This is a genomic window from Pseudomonas fluvialis, from assembly GCF_002835605.1.
Lineage (GTDB): Bacteria > Pseudomonadota > Gammaproteobacteria > Pseudomonadales > Pseudomonadaceae > Aquipseudomonas > Aquipseudomonas fluvialis.
Genome location: NZ_PIYS01000015.1, coordinates 69,130 through 91,541, shown reverse-complemented (window position 1 = coordinate 91,541; position 22,412 = coordinate 69,130). Strand labels below are relative to the sequence as shown.

General features: G+C 63.1%; 22 protein-coding genes. 17 read left to right on the top strand and 5 right to left on the bottom strand.

Annotation, left to right across the window (positions count from 1 at the left end; translation table 11 throughout):
* Window positions 1-49 precede the first annotated feature (49 nt).
* The 5 genes from CW360_RS09030 (at window position 50) to tadA (ending at window position 5,895) form a co-directional block, all read left to right on the top strand.
* Window positions 50-601 carry a sugar ABC transporter ATPase gene (locus CW360_RS09030; RefSeq protein ID WP_101193468.1) on the top strand — a complete coding sequence of 184 codons (552 nt, stop codon included), beginning with the start codon at window positions 50-52 and terminating at the stop codon, window positions 599-601.
* Window positions 602-694: 93 nt separating this feature from the next.
* Window positions 695-2,164 carry an IMP dehydrogenase gene (gene guaB / locus CW360_RS09025; RefSeq protein ID WP_093985562.1) on the top strand — a complete coding sequence of 490 codons (1,470 nt, stop codon included), beginning with the start codon at window positions 695-697 and terminating at the stop codon, window positions 2,162-2,164.
* A 102-nt stretch (window positions 2,165-2,266) separates the two neighbouring features.
* Window positions 2,267-3,847, top strand: a complete 1,581-nt coding sequence (guaA, locus tag CW360_RS09020) for a glutamine-hydrolyzing GMP synthase (RefSeq protein ID WP_101193467.1) — start codon at window positions 2,267-2,269, stop codon at window positions 3,845-3,847.
* 137 nt (window positions 3,848-3,984) lie between these two features.
* Entirely contained in the window at window positions 3,985-5,343 is a 1,359-nt protein-coding gene (locus tag CW360_RS09015; protein ID WP_101193466.1) for a multicopper oxidase family protein, read from the top strand.
* A 69-nt stretch (window positions 5,344-5,412) separates the two neighbouring features.
* Window positions 5,413-5,895, top strand: a complete 483-nt coding sequence (gene tadA, locus CW360_RS09010; protein WP_101193465.1) for a tRNA adenosine(34) deaminase TadA — start codon at window positions 5,413-5,415, stop codon at window positions 5,893-5,895.
* Window positions 5,896-5,898: 3 nt separating this feature from the next.
* Here tadA and mltF read toward each other — a convergent pair whose 3' ends face one another.
* Window positions 5,899-7,353, bottom strand: a complete 1,455-nt coding sequence (gene mltF, locus CW360_RS09005) for a membrane-bound lytic murein transglycosylase MltF (protein WP_101193464.1) — start codon at window positions 7,351-7,353, stop codon at window positions 5,899-5,901.
* A gap of 215 nt (window positions 7,354-7,568) precedes the next feature.
* On the opposite strand from mltF, the gene purL reads away from it, so the two are divergent.
* Both purL and CW360_RS08995 read left to right on the top strand, forming a co-directional pair.
* Complete coding sequence (gene purL / locus CW360_RS09000; RefSeq protein WP_101193463.1) at window positions 7,569-11,465, top strand: phosphoribosylformylglycinamidine synthase; 3,897 nt, start codon at window positions 7,569-7,571, stop codon at window positions 11,463-11,465.
* A gap of 230 nt (window positions 11,466-11,695) precedes the next feature.
* On the top strand, window positions 11,696-12,013 hold the full coding sequence (locus CW360_RS08995; RefSeq protein WP_101193462.1) for a YqfO family protein: 318 nt from the start codon (window positions 11,696-11,698) through the stop codon (window positions 12,011-12,013).
* Between the two features lie 66 nt (window positions 12,014-12,079).
* Here the strand turns inward: CW360_RS08995 and CW360_RS08990 are convergent, their stop codons facing one another.
* Together CW360_RS08990 and CW360_RS08985 are read right to left on the bottom strand one after the other, a co-directional pair.
* Window positions 12,080-12,577, bottom strand: a complete 498-nt coding sequence (locus CW360_RS08990; RefSeq protein WP_101193461.1) for a L,D-transpeptidase family protein — start codon at window positions 12,575-12,577, stop codon at window positions 12,080-12,082.
* Window positions 12,578-12,614: 37 nt separating this feature from the next.
* Complete coding sequence (locus CW360_RS08985; RefSeq protein WP_101193460.1) at window positions 12,615-13,169, bottom strand: NUDIX hydrolase; 555 nt, start codon at window positions 13,167-13,169, stop codon at window positions 12,615-12,617.
* A 111-nt stretch (window positions 13,170-13,280) separates the two neighbouring features.
* On the opposite strand from CW360_RS08985, the gene CW360_RS08980 reads away from it, so the two are divergent.
* From CW360_RS08980 to CW360_RS08960, 5 genes are read left to right on the top strand one after another with little or no spacing between them, the layout of a single operon-like run.
* Window positions 13,281-13,883: a CoA pyrophosphatase gene (locus CW360_RS08980; protein WP_093985553.1), complete on the top strand. Its 603-nt coding sequence runs from the start codon at window positions 13,281-13,283 to the stop codon at window positions 13,881-13,883.
* A 30-nt stretch (window positions 13,884-13,913) separates the two neighbouring features.
* A complete protein-coding gene (locus CW360_RS08975) occupies window positions 13,914-14,438 on the top strand; it encodes a gamma carbonic anhydrase family protein (RefSeq protein ID WP_101193459.1) in 525 nt (174 codons plus the stop codon).
* On the top strand, window positions 14,438-14,692 hold the full coding sequence (locus CW360_RS08970) for a DUF1289 domain-containing protein (RefSeq protein ID WP_425439758.1): 255 nt from the start codon (window positions 14,438-14,440) through the stop codon (window positions 14,690-14,692). Before CW360_RS08975 ends, CW360_RS08970 begins: the two co-directional genes overlap by 1 nt.
* Before the next feature lie 10 nt (window positions 14,693-14,702).
* Window positions 14,703-15,884 (top strand): formate-dependent phosphoribosylglycinamide formyltransferase, encoded by a 1,182-nt coding sequence (purT, locus tag CW360_RS08965; RefSeq protein ID WP_093985550.1) that lies wholly within the window; start codon window positions 14,703-14,705, stop codon window positions 15,882-15,884.
* Complete coding sequence (locus tag CW360_RS08960) at window positions 15,881-16,606, top strand: SGNH/GDSL hydrolase family protein (RefSeq protein ID WP_245874693.1); 726 nt, start codon at window positions 15,881-15,883, stop codon at window positions 16,604-16,606. The genes purT and CW360_RS08960 overlap by 4 nt, the downstream gene beginning before the upstream one ends.
* Here CW360_RS08960 and CW360_RS08955 read toward each other — a convergent pair.
* Window positions 16,583-17,857 (bottom strand): HlyC/CorC family transporter, encoded by a 1,275-nt coding sequence (locus CW360_RS08955; RefSeq protein WP_425439757.1) that lies wholly within the window; start codon window positions 17,855-17,857, stop codon window positions 16,583-16,585. The two genes, CW360_RS08960 and CW360_RS08955, sit on opposite strands and share 24 nt — an antisense overlap.
* A gap of 18 nt (window positions 17,858-17,875) precedes the next feature.
* Complete coding sequence (locus tag CW360_RS08950) at window positions 17,876-18,676, bottom strand: cytochrome C assembly family protein (RefSeq protein ID WP_101193456.1); 801 nt, start codon at window positions 18,674-18,676, stop codon at window positions 17,876-17,878.
* A 139-nt stretch (window positions 18,677-18,815) separates the two neighbouring features.
* Between CW360_RS08950 and ffh the strand changes: the two genes are divergently transcribed.
* The 5 genes from ffh (at window position 18,816) to rplS (ending at window position 22,273) form a co-directional block, all read left to right on the top strand.
* On the top strand, window positions 18,816-20,189 hold the full coding sequence (gene ffh, locus CW360_RS08945) for a signal recognition particle protein (RefSeq protein WP_093985547.1): 1,374 nt from the start codon (window positions 18,816-18,818) through the stop codon (window positions 20,187-20,189).
* A 134-nt stretch (window positions 20,190-20,323) separates the two neighbouring features.
* Window positions 20,324-20,575 carry a 30S ribosomal protein S16 gene (rpsP, locus tag CW360_RS08940; RefSeq protein ID WP_093985546.1) on the top strand — a complete coding sequence of 84 codons (252 nt, stop codon included), beginning with the start codon at window positions 20,324-20,326 and terminating at the stop codon, window positions 20,573-20,575.
* Window positions 20,576-20,583: 8 nt separating this feature from the next.
* Window positions 20,584-21,120: a ribosome maturation factor RimM gene (rimM, locus tag CW360_RS08935; protein WP_101193455.1), complete on the top strand. Its 537-nt coding sequence runs from the start codon at window positions 20,584-20,586 to the stop codon at window positions 21,118-21,120.
* 15 nt (window positions 21,121-21,135) lie between these two features.
* Complete coding sequence (gene trmD / locus CW360_RS08930) at window positions 21,136-21,879, top strand: tRNA (guanosine(37)-N1)-methyltransferase TrmD (RefSeq protein WP_101193454.1); 744 nt, start codon at window positions 21,136-21,138, stop codon at window positions 21,877-21,879.
* Between the two features lie 43 nt (window positions 21,880-21,922).
* On the top strand, window positions 21,923-22,273 hold the full coding sequence (gene rplS / locus CW360_RS08925) for a 50S ribosomal protein L19 (RefSeq protein WP_093985543.1): 351 nt from the start codon (window positions 21,923-21,925) through the stop codon (window positions 22,271-22,273).
* Window positions 22,274-22,412: the final 139 nt, after the last annotated feature.

Genomic DNA, 22,412 nt, shown 5'->3' with positions numbered 1-22,412 from the left:
CATGATAACGAGTTTGCCGTTAAACTGGCGCCTTTTGCGGTTGCCGGGCATGTCCGTCGAACAAAGTATTCTGGTTCCCCTGATCTCCACGGTTCCCGAGGTCGAGGCGCGGGCGCGTCGCGTCTTGCGCTGGCTGTCCCGTCAGCAACTGGTCGCCGAATTGCCCAGCACCTGTGGCTGGCTGGGCAACCGCATGGCCTATGCGATTGGCCCGGCCGCGCGTCGCTGGCCGCATGCCGAGCGCTTGCCGTTCGACCAGCTCTGTAATGGCCTGCAGGTGTTGACCCGGCGCGGTATCTATACACCCAGCCGAGATTTTCGCGAGGAAGCTGGTTGTCCGGAGTGCCGCCAGGAGATTGGCGAGGCGTTGTTCGACAGCTTGGAAGAGTGGATGCCCGGCCTGACCGAAACGTTTGTCTGCCCGGAATGTGGCTTCGAAGACGACATCAATGGCTTCCTGTTCCTGCAGCCTTGCGCCTTTTCCAACCTGGCACTGGTCTTCAATAACTGGCCGGCAGTCTGTTTCAGTGAGGGGTTCATGGCGGCGTTGGGCGAACAGCTCGGCTATCCACTGCGTCTGGTGCAGGTGCTTGCGGACTAGCGGCCGCGAAGCTCTCTGCAGCGATGCTTGGAGCTTGACCATGCGATGGGTATAATGCCGCGCTTCTTATTTTCCCGCCCGGGAGCGCCCGCCATGCTGCGTATCAGCCAAGAAGCCCTTACTTTTGACGACGTACTCCTGATCCCCGGTTATTCCGAGGTATTGCCCAAGGATGTCAGTCTCAAGACCCGTCTGACCCGTGGCATCGAATTGCACATTCCGTTGCTGTCTGCTGCCATGGATACCGTCACCGAAGCGCGCCTGGCGATTGCCATGGCTCAGGAAGGCGGTATTGGCATCATCCACAAGAACATGACCATCGAGCAGCAGGCGGCCGAAGTACGCAAGGTCAAGCGCTATGAAAGCGGGGTGGTCAAGGACCCCATCACCATCGACGCCGATGCTACGGTGGGTGATCTGTTCGAACTGACCCGGCAGAATAATATTTCCGGCGTGCCGGTGCTCTACCACAATGACCTGATCGGTATCGTCACTTCACGCGATGTGCGTTTCGAGACCAACATGTCGGCCAAGGTGCGCGACGTGATGACGCCCAAGGAGCGTCTGGTCACGGTCAAGGAGGGTGAAGACAAGGACACCGTGCGCAAGCTGCTGCACAAGCACCGCATCGAGCGTGTACTGATCGTCGACGACCAGTACCGCCTCAAGGGCATGATGACCGTCAACGATATCGAGAAGGCCAAGGCCTACCCGCTGGCCAGCAAGGATGACCAGGGTCGTCTGCGTGTGGGGGCCGCCGTCGGCACCGGTGCCGATACCGGTGACCGCGTCGCCGCCCTGGCCGCCGCCGGTGTGGACGTGATCATTGTCGACACCGCTCATGGCCACTCCAAGGGCGTGATCGACCGTGTGCGCTGGGTCAAGCAGAACTTCCCCGACGTGCAGGTGATCGGCGGCAATATCGCCACCGGTGAAGCGGCCAAGGCCCTGGCCGAGGCCGGCGCCGACGGCGTCAAGGTCGGCATCGGTCCGGGCTCTATCTGCACCACGCGTATCGTCGCCGGCGTCGGCGTACCGCAGATCAGTGCCGTGGCCAATGTGGCTGCCGCCCTGGAAGGTACCGGCGTACCGCTGATTGCCGATGGTGGCATCCGTTTCTCCGGCGACCTGTCCAAGGCCATCGCTGCCGGCGCTTCCGCGGTGATGATCGGCTCCATGCTGGCCGGTACCGAAGAGGCGCCGGGTGAGGTCGAGTTGTTCCAGGGTCGCTCCTACAAGGCTTATCGCGGCATGGGTTCGCTGGGCGCCATGGCCCAGGCGCAGGGCTCTTCCGACCGTTATTTTCAGGATTCCTCGGCCGGTGCCGAGAAGCTGGTGCCGGAAGGCATCGAAGGCCGTGTGCCGTACAAGGGCGCGATGAGCGCCATCGTCCATCAGTTGATGGGCGGCCTGCGTGCCTCGATGGGTTATACCGGCTGCGCGACTATTGAAGAAATGCGTACCAAACCGCAGTTCGTGCGCATCACTGGCGCGGGCATGGCCGAGTCGCACGTGCACGACGTACAGATCACCAAAGAAGCGCCGAACTACCGCGTCGGTTAATCAGCATTTTTCGCTGGAGGCTGGAGGCTGGCGGCTGGACGAAGAGGCTCTTTCGTTCAGCCGCCAGCCTCCGGCTTTCAGCCATTTATCCAGGTGAAGAAAATGGCTACTCCTGACATCCACGCCCACCGCATCCTGATCCTCGACTTCGGCTCGCAGTACACTCAGTTGATTGCCCGCCGCGTGCGCGAGATCGGTGTCTATTGCGAACTGCATCCCTGGGACATGAGCGACGAGGACATCCGTGCCTTCGCGCCGCGCGGCGTCATCCTCGCCGGTGGCCCGGAGTCGGTGCACGAAGCAGGCAGCCCGCGCGCGCCGCAGGCGGTGTTCGACCTGGGGGTGCCGGTGCTGGGTATCTGCTACGGCATGCAGACCATGGCTGAGCAGCTGGGCGGCAAGGTGGAAGGTTCCAACCTGCGTGAATTCGGTTATGCCCGCGTCGATGTGGTGGGCAAGAGCCAGTTGCTGGCCGGCATCGAAGATCATGTGGACGCCGACGGCGTGCTCGGTCTGGATGTGTGGATGAGCCATGGCGACAAGGTTACCCGTCTGCCGGAAGGCTTCAGCATCCTGGCCAGCACACCGAGCTGCCCGATTGCCGCGATGAGCGACGACACCCGCCATTACTACGGTGTGCAGTTCCACCCGGAAGTGACCCACACCAAGCAGGGCGGGCGCATCCTCTCGCGCTTCGTGCTGGAAATCGCCGGCTGCGCGGCGCTGTGGACCCCGGCCAACATCGTCGAAGACGCCATTGCCGCGGTGCGTGCCCAGGTCGGCGATGCCAACGTGCTGCTGGGCCTGTCCGGCGGGGTGGACTCCTCTGTGGTCGCCGCGCTGCTGCACCGTGCCATCGGCGACCAGTTGACCTGCGTATTCGTCGACAACGGCCTGTTGCGCCTGCACGAGGGTGATCAGGTGATGGCCATGTTCGCCGAGAACATGGGCGTCAAGGTGATCCGTGCCAATGCCGAGGAGCAGTTCCTCTCCAATCTGGCTGGTGAGTCCGATCCGGAGAAGAAGCGCAAGATCATCGGCCGCACCTTCATCGACGTGTTCGATGCCGAGGCCAGCAAGCTGGACAACATCCAGTTCCTCGCCCAGGGCACTATCTACCCGGACGTGATCGAATCGGCCGGTGCCAAGAGCGGCAAGGCCCACGTGATCAAGAGCCACCACAACGTCGGCGGCCTGCCCGAGGAAATGAACCTCAAGCTGGTCGAGCCGCTGCGTGAACTGTTCAAGGACGAAGTGCGCAAGATTGGCTTGGAGCTGGGCCTGCCCTACGACATGGTCTACCGCCACCCGTTCCCGGGGCCGGGCCTGGGCGTGCGTATCCTCGGTGAAGTAAAGAAGGAATACGCCGACCTGCTGCGCCGCGCTGACCACATCTTCATCGAAGAGCTGCGCAAGGCCGACTGGTACCACAAGACCAGCCAGGCATTCGTTGTATTCCAGCCGGTGAAGTCGGTGGGCGTGGTCGGTGACGGCCGCCGCTACGCCTGGGTCGTTGCCCTGCGCGCGGTGGAAACCGTGGACTTCATGACCGCTCGCTGGGCGCACTTGCCCTACGAGCTGCTGGAGACCGTCAGCGGGCGCATCATCAACGAAATCGAAGGCATCTCCCGCGTCACCTACGACGTGTCGAGCAAGCCGCCGGCGACCATCGAGTGGGAATGATGCCCCTGCGGGGTTGATCGATAACAAGGGCAGCGCAAGCTGCCTTTGTTATTTCTGCCTGCCCGAAACGCATGACTCGCTTCGCCTTCGGGCAAATGAGAAGATTGTGCAATTGGGTTGAATCTAGGAGTGCGGCGATGAGCTTTTCGCGTAGGCAGGTGCTGGCAGGTCTGGCTGGCGTCGGTGTGCTGGGGCTGGGCGGTACGGCCGTGCGCTACTGGCTGGGACGCCCGCATGACCTGGCCACCCATGACTACCAGCTGATTGCCGCGCCGCTGGATGTCGAGCTGGTTGCTGGCCAGCCAAGCACGCTGTGGGCCTATGGCGGCCAGGCACCGGGTGTCGAGCTGCGTTGCCGCCAGGGTGATCGCCTGCGCGTGCGCTTCATCAACCAGTTGAGCGAGCCGACCACTATTCACTGGCATGGTATCCGCCTGCCCATCGACATGGACGGCGTGCCCTACATCTCGCAACTGCCGGTGCGGCCGGGTGAGTACTTTGACTACGACTTCGTCTGCCCGGATGCCGGCAGTTTCTGGTATCACCCGCATACCGCCAGCAGCGAGCAGCTGGGGCGTGGCCTGGTCGGCCCGCTGATTGTCGAGGAGCGTCAACCCAGCGGTTTTCGCCACGAGCGCACGCTGTGCCTGAAAACCTGGGCGGTCGACGAGCAGGGGGCATTCATGCCCTTGCTGGTGCCGCGTGAAGCGGCGCGCGCCGGTACGCGGGGCCGGCTGGCTACGGTCAATGGCCAGCCCCGCCCGGTTGTGGACTTGCCGGCCGGCGAAGTGGTGCGCCTGCGTCTGCTGAATGTCGACAGTAACATCACCTACACCCTGAACCTGCCCGGTGCCGAGGCGCGCATCTATGCCCTGGATGGCAATCCGCTGGCGCCGCGCGGCATTCCGGCCAAGGGCTTGCGCCTGGGGCCGGGGATGCGTGTCGACCTGGCATTGCGCGTGCCGGCCAGCGGTGAGCTGGCGCTACGCGATGGGCCGTTACGCCTGGCAACCCTGCGTGCCGTCGGTGTACCGGCGGAGGCGAGCGACTGGCCGGCGCCGCTGCCGGTCAATCCGATCGCTGAGCCGGACTTGCAGCGTGCCGAGCTGCTGCGTTTCAATTTTGAGTGGGCCGCCAGCCTGGCCGACCCGGTCGACCCCGTGTATTGGCAGATCAACGGCAAGGCCTGGCAAAGTCCGGCGCCCGGCTGTGCGGCACAGCCCATTGCCCGCTTGCGTCTGGGCGGACATTACCTGTTCGAGTTGCGCAACCTCTCGCAATACCTGCATCCCATTCATCTGCACGGCATGACCTTCAAGGTCGTCTGGTCCGATCGCCAGGTGATCGAGCCCTGGTATACCGATACCTATCTGCTGGGCAAGAACGAGACGGCGCGCATTGCGCTGGTGGCCGATAACCCGGGATTGTGGATGTTTCACTGTCATGTGGTGGACCATATGGAAACGGGCTTGATGGCGGCCATCGAGGTGGCGTAGGCGGCCAGCGACCGGCACACTGCCGGCCTGAAGCCTGAAGCCTGAAGCCTGAAGCCTGAAGCCTGAATTATGAAAAAACCGCTGTTTGTCGATCGCTCGCTGGATGCGCAGTTCATGGCCGAGGCCCTGGAACAGGCGCGCCTGGGCGCGCAGCTGGGCGAGGTGCCGGTCGGCGCGGTACTGGTGCGCGATGGCGAAGTGCTGGGGCGGGGCTTCAATCAGCCGATTGCCAGTCGTGATCCCAGTGCGCATGCCGAGATGGTTGCGCTGCGTGCTGCGGCCCTGGCGGTGGACAACTACCGGCTGCCGGGCAGCACGCTGTATGTGACGCTGGAGCCGTGCAGCATGTGTGCCGGGCTGATCGTGCATGCGCGGGTGGCACGTTTGGTCTACGCCGCCAGCGAACCGCGTGCCGGGGTGGCCAGTAGTCGCGGGCAGTTCTTCCAGCAGGACTTCCTCAATCACCGTGTGTTGGTCGAGGGCGGCCTGCTGGCTGAGGAAAGTGCCGAACTGCTGCGTGGCTTCTTTCGTGCACGGCGCAGCAGTGACTGACGGCTAACGCTTGTCGGTGTGCAGGGCTGGCACATGCAGGCCGCTTTCGGCCAGTTGGCGGCCTTCCAGCTGCGGCTGGCTGACCCAGTTGAGGATGTCGTAGTAGCGGCGGATGTTGCGCACGAAGTGCACGGTTTCCCCGCCCCGCGCATAGCCATAACGGGTCTTGCTGTACCACTGTTTCTGCGCCAGGCGTGGCAGGATCTTCTGCACATCCAGCCATTTGTCGGGGTCCAGGCCTTCTGCCTTGGCCAGGCGTCGGGCGTCGGCGAGGTGGCCGATGCCGATGTTGTAGGCGGCCAGGGCGAACCAGGTGCGATCCGGCTCGACGATGCTCTCGCTGAGGTTGGCGTAAATCTTTGCAAAGTACTTGCCGCCGCCCTGAATGCTCTGCACCGGGTCCAGGCGGTTGGCGACGCCCATCGCCTGTGCGGTGTTTTGGGTGAGCATCATCAGGCCGCGCACGCCGGTCTTGGAGGTGGCGTCGGGCTGCCAGAGCGACTCCTGGTAGCCGATCGCCGCGAGCAGGCGCCAGTCCAGCTGATGCTGCTGGGCGGTTTGCCGGAAGGTCTGTTCGTAGCGCGGCAGGCGTTGCTGCAGGTGGCGCGCAAAGGTGTAGGCGCCCACGTAGCCGAGCACGTCGACATGCCCGTAGTAACGCTCCTTGAGGCGCTGCAAGGTGCCATTGGCAGCCACTTCTCGGAGGAAGCGATTGGCTTCCTGGAGCAGGCTGGCGTCTTCACTGGCGGCCATGGCCCAGGCCACCGGCAGGCTGTCGCTGAAGTCGAAGGCGATGCGTAGTTCCGGGAAATACACCTGGTTCATGGCCAGTTCGTTGGAGTCCACCAGGGTCAGTTCGATCTGACCTTCCTCGACCATGCGCAGCAGGTCGACCACTTCGACCTCGGCGGATTGTTCGAAGCGTAGTTCGGGCAGTTGCTGTTGCAGGTCGCGCAGCTGTTCGGCATGGCTGCTGCCCTTGAGTACCAGCAGTTGCTTGCCGACCAGGTCGGCGGGGCGGGTGGGGCGGCGCTGGCCATTACGGTAGACCACCTGGGGTGTGACCTGCAGGTAGGGTTCGCTGAAGCGAGCCTGGGTACGCCGGGCGGGGGTGGCGACCAGGCCGGCTGCGGCCAGGCGGGGCTGGTCAGTCTGGCCGAGACGCTGGAATAGTTCGTCGAGGTTGTCGACGGTTTCAATCTGCAAGGTGACACCCAGGTGCTCGGCGAAACGTTTGGCCAGTTCGTATTCGAAGCCGGTCTCGCCATTGCGGTCCTGAAAATAGGTGGCGGGGCTGTTGCGGGTCAGCACATGCAGTGTGGCAGCCTCGCGCACCCGCTCCAGCGCGCTGGGCGGAGGCGGGGCTGGGGTGTCATCGCAGCCGGCCAGCAGCAGTGGCAGGCAGGCACAGAGCAGTGCCGCGATGATCCGTGGCAGGGACACAGGGAGGGCAGGCATGCGAGGCAGTATACGCAAAGCGCTGGCCTGGCCATATATGGCTAACCGTGCACTGTCCCGCAGGGCGTGCCACGGGTGCCGCTGGCGGGTGCTTTAGGCTAGAATACGCGGCCTTCCACGCAGGCATGGTGCAGAGTCCGCTCGCGACGCTTGATTGGCGTCGACTGGTCGTTGCTTCCAGGCCTGCCACACCCTTTTTTACAGAGGCTGTCTCGATGTTGATCCTGCGCGGCGCACCCGCTCTTTCCGCCTTCCGCCACGGCAAATTGCTTGAGCAACTGACCAGCAAAGTGCCGGCGGTAACCGGGCTGTACGCCGAGTTCGCGCATTTCGCCGAGCTGCGTGAGGCGCTCGATGGCAACGAGCAGCAGGTGCTCGAGCGCTTGCTCAAGTACGGGCCCAGCGTGCCGGTACAGGAGCCCAGTGGCCGGCTGTTCCTCTGTGTGCCGCGCTTTGGCACCATCTCGCCCTGGTCGAGCAAGGCGACCGACATTGCCCGCAATTGCGGACTCGACAAGCTGCAGCGTATCGAACGCGGCATCGCTTACTACGTGAGCGGCGAGCTGGATGACGCGGCGGTTGCGCAACTGACCGCGCTGCTGCATGACCGCATGACCCAGCAGGTGCTAAGCAGCCTGGAACAGGCCGCCGGCCTGTTCAGTCACGCACAGCCCAGGCCGCTGACCGTGGTGGATATCCTGGGCGGTGGGCGTGTCGCGCTTGAGCAGGCCAACCAGACGTTGGGCCTGGCCTTGGCTGAGGACGAGATCGACTACCTGGTGAAAAGCTTCAGCGAGTTGGGCCGCAACCCGCACGACGTCGAGCTGATGATGTTTGCCCAGGCCAACTCCGAACACTGCCGGCACAAGATCTTCAACGCCAGCTGGGACATTGATGGTCAGGCCCAGGAGAAATCCCTGTTCGGCATGATCAAGAATACCTACGAGATGCACCGCGAAGGCGTGCTCTCCGCCTACAAGGACAACGCCTCGGTGATCGAGGGCTTCACCGCTGGGCGTTTCTACCCGGACCCGGCGACCGGCGAATACGCTGCCAGCGTCGAGCCGGTGCACATCCTGATGAAGGTCGAGACGCACAACCACCCGACCGCCATCGCGCCGTTCCCGGGGGCTTCCACCGGCTCCGGCGGCGAGATCCGCGACGAGGGTGCCACCGGTCGTGGCGCCAAGCCCAAAGCCGGCCTGACCGGCTTCAGCGTATCCAACCTGAACATCCCAGGTTTCCTGCAGCCCTGGGAGAAGCCCTATGGCAAGCCCGAGCGCATCGTCACCGCGCTGGACATCATGATCGAGGGGCCGCTGGGCGGCGCCGCGTTCAACAACGAATTCGGCCGTCCGGCGCTGACCGGCTATTTCCGTACCTTCGAGCAGGCGGTAAGCAGCCCGCGTGGTGAAGAAGTGCGTGGTTACCACAAGCCGATCATGCTGGCGGGTGGCCTCGGCAACATCCGCGCCGACCATGTGCAGAAGGGCGAAATCAGCGTCGGTGCCAAGCTGATCGTGCTCGGCGGCCCGGCGATGCTGATCGGCCTGGGTGGCGGTGCGGCCTCCTCGATGGCCACCGGCGCCAGTGCCGCCGATCTCGACTTCGCCTCGGTGCAGCGCGAGAACCCAGAAATGGAGCGGCGTTGCCAGGAGGTCATCGACCGCTGCTGGCAGCTGGGTGACGCCAACCCGATCAAGTTCATCCACGACGTGGGTGCCGGCGGTATCTCCAACGCCTTGCCGGAGCTGATCAACGACGGCGGCCGCGGTGGTCGCTTCGAATTGCGCAACGTGCCCAACGACGAGCCGGGCATGAGCCCACTGGAAATCTGGTGCAACGAGTCGCAGGAACGCTACGTGCTGTCGGTGGACGCCGCCGATTTCGCGCGCTTCCAGGCGATCTGCGAACGCGAGCGCTGCCCCTTCGCGGTGGTCGGCGAAGCCATTGCCGAGCCGCACCTGACGGTCAGCGACAGCCACTTCGGCAACAAGCCGGTGGACATGCCGCTCAATGTGCTGCTTGGCAAGCCGCCGCGCATGCACCGCAGCGTCACTCGCGAGGCCGAGCAGGGCGACGCCTTCGATGGCCGCGGCGTGCCGCTGGACGAGGCGATTCAACGCGTGCTCAGCCATCCTGCAGTGGCCAGCAAGAACTTCCTGATCACCATTGGCGACCGCAGCATCACCGGCCTGGTGGCGCGCGACCAGCTGGTCGGCCCCTGGCAGGTGCCGGTGGCCGATGTGGCGGTGACCGCGACCAGCTTCGACGTCTACACCGGCGAAGCCATGGCGATGGGTGAGCGCACGCCGCTGGCCCTGCTTGATGCGCCGGCCTCCGGGCGCATGGCGGTTGGCGAGACCATTACCAACCTGGCGGCGGCGCGCATCGGCAAGCTGTCCGACATCAAGCTGTCGGCCAACTGGATGGCCGCTGCCGGCCACCCGGGTGAGGACGCGCGGCTGTACGACACCGTGCGTGCGGTCGGCATGGAGTTGTGTCCGGCACTGGGCATCACCATTCCGGTCGGCAAGGACTCGATGTCCATGAAGACCCGCTGGCAGGAAGATGACCAGGACAAGAGCGTGACGGCGCCGCTGTCGCTGGTGATTTCCGGCTTTGCGCCGGTGCAGGACATCCGCCGCACCCTGACCCCGCAGCTGCGTCTGGACAAGGGCGACAGCGAGCTGTGGCTGGTCGATCTGGGGCGCGGCAAGAACCGTCTGGGCGGTTCGATCCTGGCGCAGACCTACAGCCAGATCGGTCAGCAGGTGCCGGATGTGGACAGCGCCGAGGACCTCAAGGCGTTCTTCGCGGTGATCCAGCAGCTCAACCAGCAGGATCGCCTGCTGGCCTACCATGACCGCTCCGACGGCGGTTTGCTGGCCTGTGCGCTGGAAATGGCCTTCGCCGGTCATTGCGGCCTGCAGTTGCAGCTCGATGGCCTGGTGCGTCAGCCCGATGAGCTGGCGCCTGCGCTGTTCAACGAAGAGCTGGGGGCGTTGTTGCAGGTGCGTCAGGCGGACCGCGATGCGCTGCTGGCCGCCTTTGCCGAGGCCGGGCTGGCCGACTGCCTGGTGCGCGTGGGCGAGCCACGCAGCGGCGGCGAGGTGCAGATCCGCTACAACGGTGTCGCGGTCTACACCGGCGAGCGTCGACTGCTGCAGCGCCAGTGGAGCGAAACCAGCTATCGCATCCAGCGTCTGCGCGATAACGCCGAGTGTGCCGATCAGGAATTCGACGCGCTGCTCGATGAAGAAAATCCGGGCTTGCACGTCAAGTTGTCGTTCGACGTCAATCAGGATGTCGCTGCGCCCTACATCAATACCGGGGTCCGCCCGAAGATTGCCATCCTGCGTGAGCAGGGTGTCAACGGTCAGGTGGAAATGGCCGCGGCCTTCGACCGCGCGGGCTTCAGTGCGATCGATGTACACATGAGCGACATCCTCAGTGGCCGTCTCAGCCTGGAGCAATTCAAGGGATTGGTAGCCTGCGGTGGCTTCTCCTACGGTGACGTGCTGGGCGCTGGTGAAGGCTGGGCCAAGTCGATCCTGTTCAATGGGCGTGCCCGCGAGGCCTTCGAGGCGTTCTTTGCCCGCAAGGACAGCTTCGCCCTCGGCGTGTGCAATGGCTGCCAGATGATGAGCAATCTGCACGAGCTGATTCCGGGCACCGAGCACTGGCCGCACTTTGTGCGTAACCGCTCCGAGCAGTTCGAGGCGCGGGTGGCCATGGTTCAGGTACAGGAGTCGCCGTCGATTCTGCTGCAGGGCATGGCCGGTTCGCGTTTGCCAATCGCCATTGCCCACGGTGAAGGGCATGCGGAATTCGAGAGTGCCGAGGCGCTGCTCGAAGCCGACCTGTCCGGTTACGTGGCGCTGCGCTACATCGACAACCATGGCAAGGTCACCGAAGCTTACCCGGCCAACCCCAATGGTTCGCCGCGCGGCATCACCGGCCTGAGCAGCCGCGATGGCCGCGTAACCATCATGATGCCGCACCCGGAGCGGGTGTTCCGCGCTGTGCAGAACTCCTGGCGGCCGGATGAGTGGCAGGAGGATGGCGGCTGGATGCGCATGTTCCGCAACGCACGGGCGTGGGTGGACTGATCACCTGCAGCTGGGCAGACATGAATCCCCCGTCGGTGCGAGCCGTCGGGGGATTTTTTCTAGGGCGTCGTGGTCATTCGTGCAGGCGCCGTCGGTGCGGCGCGCTTCGCGCGGGCTGTGCCTGTTGGCCTCTTCGGGTAGTTTTTACCGGCAGCGCATGGCAGAGTAGCGCGCTGGCCAATGGCCATCAGGGCAGGCATTGTCCCTCTTTCTAGCGGCTGGAGATCGCCATGTACAAGTTGTGCTTCTTTGTCCCGGACACCCATGTTGACGCGGTCAAACAGGCGGTTTTTGCCAGTGGTGCCGGGCGCATTGGCAACTACGAAGCGTGTTGCTGGCAGGTGTTGGGGCAGGGGCAGTTTCGCCCGTTGCCTGGCAGTCAGCCGTTTATTGGCGAGACGGGGGTAGTGCAGCAGGTGGCCGAGTGGAAGGTGGAAATGGTAGTAGCCGATGAGCTGATTCATGCTGCAGTCAAGGCGCTCAAACAGGCCCATCCCTACGAGACACCGGCCTTCGAAGTCTGGCGTTTGTCGGATCTGCAGTTCTGAATGGTGCTTGTGCACCTGAGTGAATGTCGCTGATCGGCTGCCAGGGCCGTCGCCCTGGTCGCTGGCTCAGGGCCTGATTTCAATCAGCGTACCGTCGCGCACGTATTTCCATAGCTCGCGCATATCGTCGTTCTTCAGGGCGATGCAGCCTTCCGTCCAGTCCAGGGTATGGAAGAACCACTCCGGGTATTCCTCGTCCAGTGGTGTGCCGTGCAGCATGATCATGCCGCCCGGTTTCACGCCAGCGGCCTTGGCACGCGCCAGGTCTGCCGCATTGGGGTAGGAAATGTGCATGGACAGGTTGTATTTCTCGCTGTGGCGCCGCCAGTCGATCCAGTAGAAGCCTTCCGGGGTGCGCAGGTCGCCTTCGCGCAGCTTGCGGCCCACCGGTTGCTTGCCCAGCGACACACGGTACTGCTTGATCATCCGGCCGCGCTCGATCAGCTGCAGCTGGCGTTCACTCTTCAGCACCAGCACCTTGTCGATACGGGCGTGTTTGAGTTCGGCATTGGCCTGCAGGCTGGTGCTGAGGGTGAGGCAGAGCAGAACGAACAGCCAGCGCATGCAGAACGGATCCCGAACAAGTGTGCGCCAACGGCGCTCATGGAGAGGTGTGCACGTCGCGTGGTACGCCCAATGTGGCGTGGCGCAGCGGGAAGTGCTGCCGGCGACGATCTTCGAAGTAGCATTCTAAGGTGCGGCCGATGGTCGGGAAAGCCAGTTCTTGCCAGGGAATCTGCGCTTCGTCGAATAGCCGCACTTCCAGGCTCTCGGTGCCTGGGGCGAAGTCGAGGTCGCACAGTTCGGCACGGAACAGCATGTACACCTGGCCGATGTGCGGCAGGTCGAACAGGCTGTAGAGCTGCAGCTGGTCGACTCGTGCGCAGGCTTCCTCAAGGGTTTCGCGGATGGCGGCCTGCTGGACCGTTTCGCCGTTTTCCATGAGCCCGGCAGGGAGTGTCCAGTAGCCCTGGCGCGGAGCAATGGCGCGCCTGCACAGCAGCACCTGCTGCTGCCAGACTGGCAGGCAACCGGCGACGATTCGCGGGTTCTGGTAGTGCACCTGATGACACTGGCTGCAGACATGGCGCAGGCGATTGTCGCCGGGTGGTATCTGCTGTTGCACGGGGTGACCACAGTGACTGCAGTAGTTCATCGACAATTCCGCTGGCTATACAGGGCTGCCCGCTGGTGCGCCCGGGCAGGGCTTGGGTGTGTCCGGCAATCATGCCAAGATGACGGGCCATCTGTCCTGCCAGGTATCGCTATGCTGGATGAGTTGTTGCAACGGGTGCAGAACTATCGGCCGCAGGTCTTGCCGGCGCCTGCCGGGTTGCCTGAGGCGGCGGTGCTGGTGCCTATTACCCGTAGCGATGATCCGCAGCTGGTGCTGACCCTGCGTGCCAGTCATCTGTCCACACATGGTGGCGAGGTGGCGTTTCCCGGTGGTCGGCGTGACCCTGGGGATCACGACCTGCTGCGTACCGCGTTGCGTGAAAGTGAGGAAGAGATCGGCCTGCCGCCTGGCCTGGTGGAAGTGGTAGGGCCGCTCAGTCCGCTGGTTTCGCGCTTTGGCATCAAGGTCACCCCCTATGTGGGCGTGGTGCCGGACTTCGTCGAGTACCAGCCCAATGATGCGGAGATTGCCGCGGTGTTCAGTGTGCCGCTGGCGTTTTTTCGTGAAGATCCGCGGGAAGTCACGCACCGTATCGATTATCAGGGGCGTAGTTGGTATGTGCCCAGCTACCAGTACAATGACTATAAAATCTGGGGCTTGACCGCGATCATGGTGGTTGAGCTGGTTAACCTGCTGTACGACGCCGATATTCGCCTGGATCGCGAGCCGGCTTCGTACATCCGCCTGCGTTGAGTCGGGCGGCGCCGAGGAGAGGACAAGCTGATGATCTACCAACTGGGTGAGGCCTGTGTCGAGCTGCACCCGCAGAGCTGGGTGGCACCGAATGCCGTGCTGGTAGGCAAGGTGCGCCTGCAGGCCGGTGCCAGCGTCTGGTTCAACGCGGTATTGCGTGGTGACAACGAGCTGATCGACATTGGCGAACACAGCAATGTGCAGGACGGTGCGGTCATGCATACCGATATGGGCTTTCCGCTGACCCTGGGCAAGGGGGTGACGGTGGGTCATAACGCCATGCTGCATGGTTGCAGTGTCGGCGACTACAGCCTGATCGGTATCAATGCAGTCATCCTCAATGGCGCGCGTATCGGCCGGAACTGCATCATTGGCGCCAATGCGCTGATCGCCGAAGGCAAGGTGATTCCCGACGGCAGCCTGGTCATGGGGAGCCCCGGTAAAGTGGTCCGTGAACTGAGTGATCAGCAGAAAAAACTATTGGAAGCCAGTGCCGCGCATTACGTGCACAACGCCCAGCGCTACGCCCGTGAACTTGAGGAGCAAACGCTGTGATGCTTGACGAAAAGCCGGTGGCCTCGCCCTGCGTGCAGGTCTGTTCGCTGGATGAAGAGGATGTGTGCATCGGTTGCCATCGCAGTGCCGATGAGATCCGCCGCTGGGGACGTATGGACAATCACGAACGACGGCGTGTACTGCAGATGTGCAATGCACGGGCGCGGGCAGCCGGTGTGCTGATCGAAGTGGCGCCCAGCGCCAGTGGTGATTGCGCCAATTGCACGGCCCAGTGCAACCAGACCTGTTATTGAGGAACCTGTCATGCCGCGTATTGGAACGCCTCTGTCACCTACAGCAACCCGCGTATTGCTGTGTGGCGCCGGTGAGCTGGGCAAGGAGTTGGTCATCGAACTGCAGCGCCTGGGTTGCGAGGTGATCGCGGTCGATCGTTATCCGGACGCCCCGGCGATGCAGGTGGCGCATCGTAGTCATGTGATCGACATGCTTGATGCCGAGTCGCTGCGTGCGGTGGTCGAGAACGAACAACCGCACTATATCGTCCCGGAGATCGAGGCCATCGCCACGGCCACCTTGCTGGAGCTGGAAACAGAAGGCTTTTGCGTGGTACCGACAGCCCGCGCTGCACACCTGACCATGAATCGTGAGGGGATTCGCCGCCTGGCGGCTGAGCAGTTGGGGCTGCCCACCTCTACCTATCGTTTTGCCGACAGTTATGCCGAATATGCCGCGGCGGTTGCCGATATCGGTTACCCCTGCGTGGTCAAGCCGGTGATGAGCTCCTCCGGCAAGGGACAAAGCCTGCTGCGTGCGGCGGAGCAGCTGGAAAGCGCCTGGCAGTACGCGCAGGAAGGCGGACGGGCGGGACGGGGAAGGGTGATCATCGAGGGTTTTGTCGACTTCGACTACGAAATCACCCTGCTGACCGTCCGGCATATCGACGGTACGCATTTCTGTGCGCCGATCGGCCATCGCCAGGTGGCCGGTGATTACCACGAGTCCTGGCAGCCGCAAGCCATGTCGGCACTGGCACTGCAGCGTGCCGAAGCAATTGCTCGGCAGGTTACCGATGCACTGGGTGGGCGCGGCCTGTTTGGCGTAGAACTGTTCGTCAAGGGCGACCTGGTGTGGTTCAGCGAGGTTTCGCCGCGTCCGCACGATACGGGGCTGGTTACCCTGATCTCGCAGGATCTTTCCGAATTTGCCCTGCATGCGCGAGCGATTCTCGGCCTGCCGATTCCACACATTCGCTTGCTGGGACCCTCCGCTTCGGCGGTGATTCTGGTGCAGGGACAATCGCAGCAGGTCAGCTTCGGTAATCTGCGCGAAGCGCTGGCGGAGCCGGATACGGCATTGCGACTGTTCGGCAAGCCGGAGGTAGACGGTCAGCGGCGCATGGGCGTCAGCCTGGCGCGAGATGAATCCGTGGAGTTGGCGCGTGCCAAGGCCGGACGCGCGGCCCAAACGGTGCGGGTCGAGCTGTGAGCCTGGGGCTGGCGGCCTGGTGGCTGTGCAGCCTGCTATTGGCGCCGCTGTTGCTGCCGTTGGCCTGGTTGACCCGGCGCCGTGCCTTGCGTTTGCCGGTAGCCGGCGGTGAGCCGCAGGGCTTGGTCAGGGGGGATGGCGGCGAGCCTCTGCGTTTGCTGGTGCTCGGCGAGTCGCCGGTGGCCGGGGTGGGCGTTGCCCGGCACTCTGAAGCGCTGGCTGCGCAACTGGCCGCATGTCTCGCCCAGGGCTTGCGTCGCCCGGTGAGCTGGCAGGCGCTGGGCGAGAACGGTATCCGTGCCGAACAGGCCTGCCAGCGCCTGTTGCCCGGCATGCCGGCGCAGCCGGTGGATATCCTGTTGTTGGTATTTGGTGTCAACGACACCACCCACCCTGGTTCGGTCCGGCGTTGGCTGGCGGCCATGCGTCAGCTGGCTGAACAGGGCGAGCAGCAGGGCGCGCTGGTGGCGATCAGTGCAGTGCCGCCGTTGCAGCACTTCAGCGCTTTGCCCTGGTTGCTCAGGCAGTGGTTGGGCTGGCGTGGCTGGCTGCTGGATCGTGGGCTGCGTGGCCTGGCGCAGCGCCATGGCTGGCTGCATTGCGCGGTGGCGTTGGGCTTTTCCGCGGATTACCTGGCGCGTGATGGCTACCATCCCTCGGCCCTGGGTTATCGCCAGTGGGCCAGAGGGCTGGCGCCACTACTGATTGAGCGTCTGCGCTGATTGCTGGCTGGCGCGCCAGGCGCGTGCGCGGCTGACCCGATTGCCGGCAGCGTCGAGGATTTCCAGGCGATAGTCACCAATCTGCAGGCAGACACTGCTCTCCGGGATGCTTTCCAGGGCTTCGGTTATCAGCCCGTTGAGCGTCTTGGGGCCGTCGCAGGGCAGTTCCCAATCGAGTTGACGATTCAGTTCACGCAGGTTGGTACTGCCTTCGATGATATAGCTGCCGTCGGCCTGGGGATGGATTTCCTCGGGTTCGCCGGGGCTGGGCGGGCTGAGTTCGCCGACGATTTCCGCGAGGATGTCTTCCAGGGTGACTACGCCGGTGACATCGCCGTATTCATCGACGACGATGGCAATGCGCCGTTTGTGCTGTTTGAAGTTGAGCAGCTGAACCGACAGCGGAGTGCTTTCCGGGACGAAGTAGGGGGGGCGGCAGGCGGACAGCAGCGTGTCCTTGCTCAGCTGGTTATTGGTCAGCAGGCTGGCGACCTGGCGCATATGCACTACGCCTTCGATTTGATTGATGTCGCCGCGGTAGACCGGTAAGCGGGTATAGGGCGTGTTGCGCAGTTGTTCGCTGATATGTTCCAGGCTGTCATCCAGGTCGATGCCTTGCACCTCGTGGCGCGGCACCATGATGTCGTCGACGCGGATCATTTCCAGGTCGAGTACGCCCAGCAGCATGTTCTGCCGGCTGGGTGACAGGCTGCTGCCGGCCTCGCGGACCACGCTGCGCAACTCCTCGGTGGAGAGGTGTTCGCCGTGGCGCTGCGCCGGGTCGATACCCAGCAGGCGCAGCAGGACATTACTGATCGCGCTGGTCGTCCATACCACCGGATAAAGCAGGCGTTGCAGCATGAGCAGTACATGGCTGGCGGGGAAAGCCACTAGCTCTGGGCGCAGGGCGGCCAGGGTCTTCGGGGTGATCTCGCCGAAGATCAGTACCACCACGGTCAGGACTGCCGTGGCCACGGCAATCCCGGCCTCGCCCCAGATGTTCACGGCCAGCACCGTGGCGATCGATGCGGCGAGGATGTTGACGATGTTGTTGCCGACCAGGATGGTCCCCAGCAGGCGATCAGGGCGCTCCAGCAGGCGCGTGGCGCGTCGTGCTCCGCGGTGTCCCTGGCGATCGAGATGGCGCAGGCGATAGCGGTTGAGGCTGAGCATGCTGGTCTCGGAGCTGGAGAAAAACGCCGAGCAAATGATCAAAAAGACCAGCAGGCCAAACAGGTAGGTAGTGTGCATGTCGTCCACGCGTGGGAATCAGAGGTGAACGATGAATTCACGAACCAGCTTGCTGCCGAAGTAGGCCAGCATCAGCAGGCAGAAGCCGGCCAGGGTGCCGCGGATGGCTGTATGTCCGCGCCAGCCGAGCTGCCAGCGCCCCCACAGCAGGCCAGCGAAGACGATCCAGGCGAAGCCCGAGAGGAGTGTTTTGTGGGCCAGGTGCTGGGCCATCATGTTTTCCATGAACAACCAGCCTGAGAGCAGTGACAGGGTAAGCAGACCCCAGCCCGCCCAGAGGAAGCCAAACAGCAGGCTTTCCATGGTTTGCAGGGGAGGGAAGTTACGAATCAGTCCCGACGGGTGCTTGTTCTTCAGTTGGTGATCCTGCAGTTGCAGGAGCAGGGCCTGGAACATGGCGATGGTCAGCAGGCCGTAGGCGCAGATCGACAGGAGGATGTGCAGCATCACGCCAGGCTGGTGGGTCAGTGGGTTGCTGCTGCCGCTGGGTGCGAATTGCGCACCGAGTACGGTCAGGGCGCCCATCGGTAGCAGAGGAATCAGCAGGTTTTCCAGTGGCATCCTCAAGCTGGCCAGCAGGGTCAGCAGAATGACGGTGGCACTGACCAGGCTGCCGGCGTTGAAGAATTCCAGATGTAGCTGGCCATTGGGCAGCAGATGCTGCGACAGGCTGAGCATGTGGCTCAGCAGGCCGAGCAGGCCAAGGCCACAGAGCAGGCGCGTGTTGGGGCGCAGGCGGCGGCTGAGGTGGGATATCTGGTAGCCGGCGGCGCCGAGATACAGAACGGCGGCGATCAGGCTGGGTAGCAACGAGTGCATAAGTCCTTGTCTGGCGAGCTCAGAAGGCAGCCAGTTTGGCATATAACCGGGCAGCGGTGAAAGAGCACGGGCGGTGTTGGCTGCTGCTGCTCTTGGGTATACTTGCCGCCCTGCCGCAGTCCCGCGCAAAGGAATCTTCATGTTCGACAATCTCACAGATCGCCTTTCCCAGACGCTTCGCCATGTCACCGGCAAGGCCAAGCTCAGTGAAGACAATATCAAGGACACGCTGCGCGAAGTGCGCATGGCCCTGCTTGAGGCCGATGTGGCGCTGCCAGTGGTCAAGGACTTCGTGGCCAAGGTCAAGGAGCGTGCCGTCGGTAGCGAGGTGTCCAAAAGCCTGACGCCGGGCCAGGCCTTCGTGAAGATCGTCCAGGCCGAACTGGAAGCCATGATGGGCTCGGCCAATGAGGACCTGGCGCTGAATGCAGCGCCGCCGGCAGTGATTCTCATGGCGGGCCTGCAGGGTGCCGGCAAGACCACTACCGTGGGCAAGTTGGCGCGCTTCCTTAAAGAGCGTAAGAAAAAGTCGGTCATGGTGGTGTCGGCGGACGTCTATCGTCCGGCAGCTATCAAACAGCTGGAAACCCTGGCGGGCGAAGTAGGGGTCACCTTCTTTCCGTCGGATGTTTCGCAAAAGCCGGTGGCGATTGCCGAAGCAGCCATTCGTGAGGCCAAGCTCAAGTTCATCGATGTGGTGCTGGTGGATACGGCGGGTCGCCTGGCTATCGATAGCGAAATGATGGCCGAGATCCAGCAACTGCATGCGGCTATCCGGCCGGTGGAGACGCTGTTCGTGGTCGATGCCATGACCGGTCAGGATGCCGCCAATACTGCGCGGGCCTTCAATGAGGCGCTGCCGCTGACCGGTGTGGTGCTGACCAAGGTGGATGGTGATGCGCGTGGCGGTGCGGCGCTTTCGGTGCGGGCGATCACCGGTAAGCCGATCAAGTTTCTCGGCATGGGCGAGAAGAGCGAGGCGCTCGATCCCTTCCATCCGGATCGCGTGGCGTCGCGCATCCTGGGTATGGGTGACGTACTCAGCCTGATTGAACAGGCCGAACAGAACCTGGATCGCGAGAAAGCCGAGAAGCTCACCAAGAAGCTTAAAAAAGGTAAAGGCTTCGACCTTGAGGACTTCCGCGATCAGTTGCAGCAGATGAAGAACATGGGCGGCCTCGGTGGTCTGATGGACAAGCTGCCGTCGATTGGCGGGGTCAACCTGGGCAAGATCGAGGGTGCCCAGGGGGCTGCGGAGAAGCAGTTCAAACAGATGGAGGCGATCATCAACTCGATGACGCCCGCGGAGCGTCGTGATCCGGAAATCATCAGCGGCTCGCGCAAGCGGCGTATTGCCCTGGGTTCCGGCACCCAGGTACAGGACGTTGGGCGGCTGATCAAGCAGCACAAGCAGATGCAGAAAATGATGAAGAAATTCACTGCCAAGGGCGGCATGGCCAAGATGATGCGCGGTCTCGGCGGCATGATGCCGGGCGGCCTGCCGAAGCTTTGAGAGAGGCGCGTCAACGGCTTGCCGGCCTTGGCGCTTGCGGCTTGACGCTTTAGCTCTTAGAATACGCGGCCTTTCGGGCACTAGGGCCCGGTGTGGCATTTGGTTTTGCAAGCACCTACAGGAACGAAGTTCACATGGTAACTATTCGTCTCGCTCGCGGCGGCTCCAAGAAGCGCCCGTTCTACCACCTGACCGTGACCAACAGCCGCAATGCGCGCGACGGTCGTTTTGTTGAGCGCGTTGGCTTCTTCAACCCGGTTGCGACTGGCGCTGAAGTCAAGCTGTCGGTCAACCAGGAGCGCGTAAGCTACTGGCTGAGCCAGGGCGCGCAGCCGTCTGAGCGTGTTGCTCAGCTGCTGAAGGAAGCTGCCAAGGCTGCTGCCTGAGCACGCTTATGAATACTGTGCCGGCCCCGGCCGAAGACCTCATCGTCCTCGGCAAGATTGTTTCGGTGCATGGCATTCGCGGTGAGATAAAGGTGTATTCCTTTACCGATCCGCTGGACAACCTGCTCGACTATCGTTGCTGGATCCTGCAGCGTGACGGCGAGCGCAAAGAGGTTGAACTGGTCAGTGGTCGCCTGCAGGGCAAGGTCCTGGTGGCGAAGCTGCGTGGTCTGGATGATCGTGAGGTGGCGCGTACTTACGCCGGCTTCGAGATCTGTGTGCCGCGCGCCTTGTTGCCGTCGCTCGACGATGGTGAGTACTACTGGTACCAGTTGCAGGGTCTGCGGGTGATCAATCAGGACGGACATCTGTTCGGCCGGATCGACCATCTGCTGGAAACCGGCGCCAATGATGTACTGGTGGTCAAGCCCTGCCCGGGCAGTCTGGATGATCGCGAGCGCTTGCTGCCCTATACCGAGCAGTGTGTGCAGCGTATCGACTTGGCTAGCGGGGAGATGCAGGTCATCTGGGATGCGGAATTCTGACTTTGCCGGTGTCTCATGCAGGTTGAAGTCATCACGCTGTTTCCCGAGATGTTCGCGGCCATCAGCGAGTACGGCATTACCAGCCGTGCGGTCAGGCAGGGTTTGCTTCGGCTGAACTGCTGGAATCCGCGCAGCTACACCGAGGATCGCCACCACACGGTGGATGACCGGCCCTTTGGTGGTGGCCCCGGCATGGTGATGAAGATCGAGCCCCTCGAGCGCGCCCTGGCAGCGGCCAGGCAAGCGGCGGGATCGCAGGCCAGGGTTATCTACCTTTCGCCGCAGGGGCAGCCCTTGAAGCAGGCGGGGGTGCGGGCATTGGCGCAGAATCAGGCGCTGATCCTCATCGCAGGCCGCTATGAGGGGATCGACGAGCGTTTCATTGAAACCCATGTCGATGAGGAATGGTCGATTGGCGACTATGTGCTGTCCGGTGGTGAGCTGCCGGCCATGGTGCTGATCGATGCGGTAACGCGGTTGCTTCCCGGGGCCTTGGGCCACGCGGACTCCGCCGAGGAGGACTCGTTCAGCGATGGCCTGCTCGACTGCCCGCACTACACGCGACCGGAGGTGTATGCGGGAATACGTGTTCCACAGGTGCTGCTCAGCGGCAACCATGAACACATCCGGCGCTGGCGTTTGCAACAGGCCCTCGGGCGAACCTGGCAACGTCGTGCCGATCTTCTGGATTGCCGCTCGCTTTCTGGAGAAGAACAAGCGCTGCTGGCGGAATTCATCCGCCAGCAGGACGATAGATAACGTATCGATGGCAGGCCCCGATGGCCGGCCTTAGGAGCAGGAAATGACCAACAAGATCATTCAGCAACTCGAAGCTGAACAGATGAACAAAGAGATCCCGGCTTTCGCCCCCGGCGACACCGTGATCGTTCAGGTAAAAGTGAAGGAAGGCGACCGTCAGCGTCTGCAGGCCTATGAAGGTGTTGTGATCGGCAAGCGTAACCGCGGCCTGAACAGCGCGTTCACCGTGCGCAAGATCTCCAACGGCGTGGGCGTGGAGCGTACCTTCCAGACCTACTCGCCGCTGGTCGACAGCATCAGCGTCAAGCGTCGCGGTGACGTACGCAAGGCCAAGCTGTACTACCTCCGTGCGCTGTCCGGCAAGGCCGCGCGCATCAAGGAGAAGCTGGTTTAAGTACCCGCTTTGCTTGGCAAAAGGCAGCCCTCGGGCTGCCTTTTTGTTGTCCGTCATTTGGCGTAAACGCGGTGTTGCAGGTGCTGGTAGGCGCTCCGCGAGTAACGGCACAATGGTTTTTTGCAAGGTGGGAGTGGGC